Raw genomic sequence first — 5556 nt, forward strand, 5'->3', positions numbered from 1 at the left:
ACCGAGCGGCCTCATAGTTCACTCGGCTATCTGACGCCGGTGCAGTTCGCGCGGGCGCACGATGCAAAGCAGCAGTTTTTAACCTCGGACTCTAACTGCAGTTCGGACTAAAACCGGGGGCGGGTCAGATAGACTCGTTCTGGAGGTCGTACGTGGAATTCCAGATCTCCCGGGGTGTCTGGCCGCGATGCAGCCCGAAAGCATGGGCGATGCCGTGACCGTTCACCCGCACTGAGAAGTGACTGTCGAGCACAAAGATCCCGTCCGGCTGGGTATGGGCTCCCGCGTACCGCGTGAGTGCATAGGCGGGCCTGCCCCAGCCGTCAAAGTCATCGTCGGGATCAAGCCGGTACGCGAAGACATGCCGAAACGGTGCGTACTCGGCGGGACCGTTCTGGGCAGCTTCTGCGGCGAGCGCGGCATCCAGCTGCGCAAGCTTGTCGACGGCCGCCGCAAGTGTGCGGTAATCAAGCGTAGACTTGACCTCGATAACACCGATCACCGCGTCCAGCGGGACAAGACGCCGCGGATCGTCGCCCGCGTCGAGCGTCCAGCCCGGACAGTTGAGTGCGTCGTACACGAGGACATCGAATTCGGGCGACGTGACATCGCCACGGAACACGTGCCCGTGCGTGACACCCCACTTCGCCGGCAGGCGCTCGCGCAGAAACTGCCGCACGCGCGCCTCGCGCGGGCCGCCCCTGTGGTCTGGCCGAGCATGTGCGGAACTGTCGAGGAACGTCGCCCACAGGCTCGCGGCCGTGGCGGTCAGCAGCTGTCGAACATCAACCGGAGTTTGTGCCATGACGGCTCCGAAGGTAAGTGCTAGGTGGTGAAGGCCCGTGCGATCGGGGCTTAAAGTAGATTCTTAGGGATTTCTGGTAATAAACGCAAAGCCGCTAAGCAGAGTTATTAGAGACGCGACATTTATGATGGGACCGCGCGCCCGAATAGTGTGTGCGTCCGCGCGCGCGTGCCGACGATCGTTGTGTCTGTCGGAGCCAACTCCCGCACCCTCGGACGAATCCGATAACGGCCCACGCGCGGTGTCTTAAGCGGCTGAGGATGCCCTGCTGGTGACGGATTGCCGACGCCAGCGTGAGCGAGCGATCGCGATCGCTTATGGGCAGCAGAGCGTGGCGGTAGAGTCACGCACCGGCCCAGAACAATGCGAATCCACCCCGCTATGCCGCCCTCCCTGCTGCCTCGACGCCGACGACCGCACCGACGCTCCCACTCCCACCGCACGACGGCTGGTGTCTCGTCAACACTAGGACGCGACACTTCGATCGACACGCCTCGCATGCGAAGTCTGCTTGACGTCGTCGACGAACTGCTGCCGCGCGGCATGCGTCCGGATGACCCTAGCCCACAAAACCATCCCATTTGGAGGTGGAAAATTCTGGCATGACGTTGTCATCGAGACCAGGAGGTCATGCCGTGAAGAAGAGCAAGTTCACCGAAGAGCAGATCGCATACTCGTCCGATTGCAGCAATTGGCCGCTTCGGTCGGACATTGATCGGAACTGCGCGAACTACCGTTTTTGCCCGGCGAGCGCCCGGCGACCAGCTCACCGAATTCGCGCCGATTATGCGGACCAATATAGGTAGCCGAGTATCCGGCACGACTAGCAAAAACCCCAATGTATTTTGTTGGAAAAGCTCTACAAATTATTAGTAAATAATCCTATTTCCTCGGATCTTCGTCCGAGCTATCTTGCTGACTCAAAAAACAGCAATGCCAGCGGCTACAGCCTCGGGGGGCGGTGCGATGGAAAAACTGCTTTTGTTGAGCGGCGCCTCGGGCGCCGGGAAATCGGCTATCGCCAAAGAATTGGAAGACAGCTTTCAATTTCGCCGCATTAGCAGCAGCGGCTACCTCCGGTCTTACGGGCAATCGCTCTCAGCCGACGGAGAAAAACATCAGCTGCAGGAGTTAGGCGACCGGCTGGACGACGAAACCGACTTCACCTGGATCGTCGACGAAGTCGCCACTCCAACGGTCGATCGTGCTCCCGAACACTCGAACTGGCTTCTCGACGCTGTTCGAAAACCTCGACAGGTGCTGCATTTCCGGCACCGCTTCGGCCCACATATCCGACATATCCACCTCACCGCGCCCGAAGCAGTGCTTGAGCAGCGCTACAACGAACGCGCCAAGCCGGGAGACACACCGTACGCAGAGGTGATCGCTCACTCAAACGAGATCACTGCGAGATCCCTCGGCAGCGTTGCCGACCACACCTTTGATACCTCTGCACTATCACCAGCAGACATCGCCCAGCGCATTATGAAAGCCTGGAGAGTCAAAGCATGAGTAACCGCCAGATCGTCATTATCAGTGGCAAAACCTGCAGCGGCAAAACTGGTCTCGCGACCTTGCTGGAGAAGGAGTTCGGTTTCTTTGTGGTTCGCACCCGGGACCTCTTAGCGGCCCAGCTAGAACTCGCCCCCTCGTCCGCCGACCGACAGCACCTCATTGAGCAAGGTTTGAAGCAAAATGTCGACACCCACTCCCGGTGGGTCGTCTTGGGCGTCCTTGCTGGCCTTAAGGGGATTCCCTCCGAGCAGCCAGTCGTCGTCGACCATGTCACCGATCCGAACCAGGTTGCGGAGTTTCGCAAGCACTTCGGGCCAAGTCTCGTTCATGTGCACCTATATGCGAGCCAGGAGACGCTGCTCTCCCGCTACGCATCGACCGACGGACAACAGTTAGGTGCCCCGCCCTATGAGGCAATTGACCATCTCAAAGAGCAATCGGACATCCTTGCGCTGAGGGATGACGCGGACGTGCGAATCTCAACGACCCGCACCGACGCACAAGATACGCTGGTGCGCGTTGCGGCCCGTCTACACCTCTACACCCCGCCCGACGTGCGCTGTGTCGACGTCATCGTGGGTGGTCAATATGGCAGCGAAGGCAAAGGCAACGTCGTTTCCTATCTAGCTCGTGAGTACGATGTCATGGTGCGCGTCGGCGGCCCCAATGCCGGCCATACCGTCGCCAGTGCTGATGGCGCCTACACATACCACCACATCCCGTCCGGCGCCCGTGACGTCAAAGCGAAGCTCCTACTCGGACCGGGGATGACGATCTGGCTGCCTGGATTGCTCAAGGAGATCGCCGATTGCGGGCTCACGGCAGATCGTTTATTCATCGACCCTCAGGCCACCATCATCGAACCGGCCGACCGAGAAGCTGAAGGCAAACATCTGGTAGGCACAATTGCTTCGACGGGTAGCGGCAGCGGAGCGGCAACCGCGAGGCGGATTCTGGAGCGCGGTAAGCCCAGCGTTCGTCTGGCACGCGACATCCCTGAGCTTCGACCCTATGTGGGAACAGAGGGTCATTACCATGGCCGCACAGCCGATCGCCTCGAAGAGGCCTACCGCAACGGACGATCTATCTTGCTTGAGGGAACACAAGGCAGCGGCCTCAGTTTGTTCCACGGCACCTACCCGTTCGTAACCTCGCGCGACACCAATGTAGCGGGCTGCTTGGCCGAGGCAGGCATCTCACCGAGTCGGGTGCGGAAGATCCTGGTGGTCATTCGCCCCATGCCTATCCGCGTGGGTGATCCCGATGGGGACCAGGGACACACATCGGGGCCGCTCAAGCACGGCACAACCTTTGATGCTATTGCTGAAAAAGCGGGCTTGGACCGTGAAGCTCTGAATAAGGCGGAGAAGACCTCCACCACCAAGCGCAAACGGCGTGTGGGCTGGTTCGAATGGGACCAGTTCCGCAAGGCTTGTGCACTCAATGCGCCCACCGACATCGTCCTCACTTTCGCGGACTACATCGACGCGAGCAACAGCAAGGCCCGCCGCTTCGAGCAGCTCACTCAAGACACCATCAAGTTCGTGGAAGAACTGGAGCGCGTGGCACAAGCTCCGGTTTCGCTCATCAACACCCGGTTCCCGCGAGAGCCTGACGGAACGAACGATCTTCGCTCCGTCATCGACCGTCGGAATTGGACCGCCCGCTCAACACGTCGGATACCTCGTGGAAATAGAAAAACTGATTGACGCTTATCCAAGAATCTTTCATATGGCAGAAGCCGATACGTGGCCCAGTATCCGAGACCGCGGCCTGATGTCGGCCTCAGCTGTACTGGACCACTTCGGCGTCACCGGCCAGGCTCGCGGCCAATATGAGACCGTTCAACGGACCAGCAAGATGGCTGTGCTTCCTCAAGCGCCAGGCGAAATTGTGCTGCGGGATCAAAAGCCGATGCCTCCCGAACGCTTGGCACGGGCCCTGATAGACGGAACCACGCCGGAAGCCTGGTACAGGCTCATTAATGGCAAGGTCTTCTTCTGGGCGGAAGAACACCGCTTGCATCGCCTGCTCGGGGCGCGGGATTACCGACATCTCGAACATGATGTGTTGACCATTAACAGCGGCCCATTCATCCGTGCGTACGCTCCAAGCCTCTGGTTGTGCCACATGAATTCGGGGAACACCTTTCCGATGCCTCATGCGAGGGGGATCGATGTGTTCAAGCGAATCCAGGATTATCCGGTCAATGCCCGCGGAGGTCCCGCCAAGCCAGTGGTCGAGATCGTGGTGGATGGTCAAATACCGGACATCGCACGCTATGTCATCGAGGTGCGGCGCATGAAGGGCGACCAAACGCTCCAACAACTGGCCTGAACGCGCTCGCCCCCGGGTAATAAGGCACCACTGGCGCACGACGGTCCATCAACTCACCAAAGGAGTGCGGGGCGCTTTCCTGCCATTCACTGTCGGCGGTCCCGAACGACCCTTCTCGGAACTGGGTGCGCTCTCTCGACCCGCAGCGGGATTTTGTCGGCAAATGTAGGAGTTCACAATCAATGCTAGCCGCGCCCAAAGGAGTGCTAGCAATGTTCACTAATACTGCTAGCGTAGTGTTTTGCTCAGCCTAAGCGGTGGGCATCGATAACGTGATATCGCCCGCAGCGCGGGGAAATGCGCGTCGCCGATCCCGGATTCGAAGTACGCCAGCGTTTCAATGCTCCACCCTCTGCCGTGCAGGCCGTCCAGCAGCGACCGCCAGGTGGCCGCGGCGGTCGCCTAGGTCCGATGGAACAGGCCGACCAGCGCGGTAAGCGGCACATCGGCATATATTCGGTTTCCGCGGCTGCGGCGCAACCCGAACGTCGCGGCGGTCAACTCGCAGTCGAGTGCGACCGGCCGGTCGACGATCATCGTTGGTGCGGCGTCGAGCGTCTCGTATATGCACCTCAGCGCCGGTGACGCCGTGAGGCGACTTGCGTCCCCTAGTCTGTCGCGCATCGTATCAGGCCCGCTACCCATCATACGGCTCGCCATTTCCAGTTTGATTTCGTCGGCATGTTTGTAAGCACTCGACCAGCACCGTAGCGTAGATCGTTGACGACGGGAGCGCGATGCTATCGGATAGGCTCGACGTGGGCAGTAGAGGGCAGCGACGACGCCACGTTCCACGGTAACAACTCGTCGATGCGGTTGATCGGATGGTCAGCGACGCGCTCGAGCACGTAGGCGAGATACGCCTCGGGATCGAGGCCGTTCAAGCGCGCCGTGCCAAT

The 5556-nt window shown here is 60.1% G+C and carries 5 protein-coding genes; 3 read left to right on the plus strand and 2 right to left on the minus strand.

Annotated features, from left to right (window positions below):
* Positions 1–124: 124 nt before the first annotated feature.
* Positions 125–805 carry a DUF6602 domain-containing protein gene (locus tag CFB39_RS38300; protein WP_089476952.1) on the minus strand — a complete coding sequence of 227 codons (681 nt, stop codon included), beginning with the start codon at positions 803–805 and terminating at the stop codon, positions 125–127.
* A gap of 966 nt (positions 806–1771) precedes the next feature.
* Between CFB39_RS38300 and CFB39_RS38305 the strand changes: the two genes are divergently transcribed.
* Genes CFB39_RS38305 through CFB39_RS38315 form a run of 3 tightly spaced genes read left to right on the plus strand, consistent with a single transcriptional unit; the run spans position 1772 to position 4657 of the window.
* Positions 1772–2317 carry an AAA family ATPase gene (locus tag CFB39_RS38305; protein ID WP_179257810.1) on the plus strand — a complete coding sequence of 182 codons (546 nt, stop codon included), beginning with the start codon at positions 1772–1774 and terminating at the stop codon, positions 2315–2317.
* Positions 2314–4029 (plus strand): adenylosuccinate synthetase, encoded by a 1716-nt coding sequence (locus CFB39_RS38310; RefSeq protein ID WP_089476954.1) that lies wholly within the window; start codon positions 2314–2316, stop codon positions 4027–4029. Before CFB39_RS38305 ends, CFB39_RS38310 begins: the two co-directional genes overlap by 4 nt.
* A complete protein-coding gene (locus CFB39_RS38315) occupies positions 4007–4657 on the plus strand; it encodes a hypothetical protein (RefSeq protein ID WP_256991567.1) in 651 nt (216 codons plus the stop codon). Before CFB39_RS38310 ends, CFB39_RS38315 begins: the two co-directional genes overlap by 23 nt.
* Before the next feature lie 740 nt (positions 4658–5397).
* Here the strand turns inward: CFB39_RS38315 and CFB39_RS38325 are convergent.
* A partial coding sequence (locus CFB39_RS38325) for a transposase domain-containing protein (RefSeq protein ID WP_144030396.1) occupies positions 5398–5556 on the minus strand: 159 nt, incomplete at its 5' end.

The organism is Burkholderia sp. AU6039 (genome assembly GCF_002223365.1).
Lineage (GTDB): Bacteria > Pseudomonadota > Gammaproteobacteria > Burkholderiales > Burkholderiaceae > Burkholderia.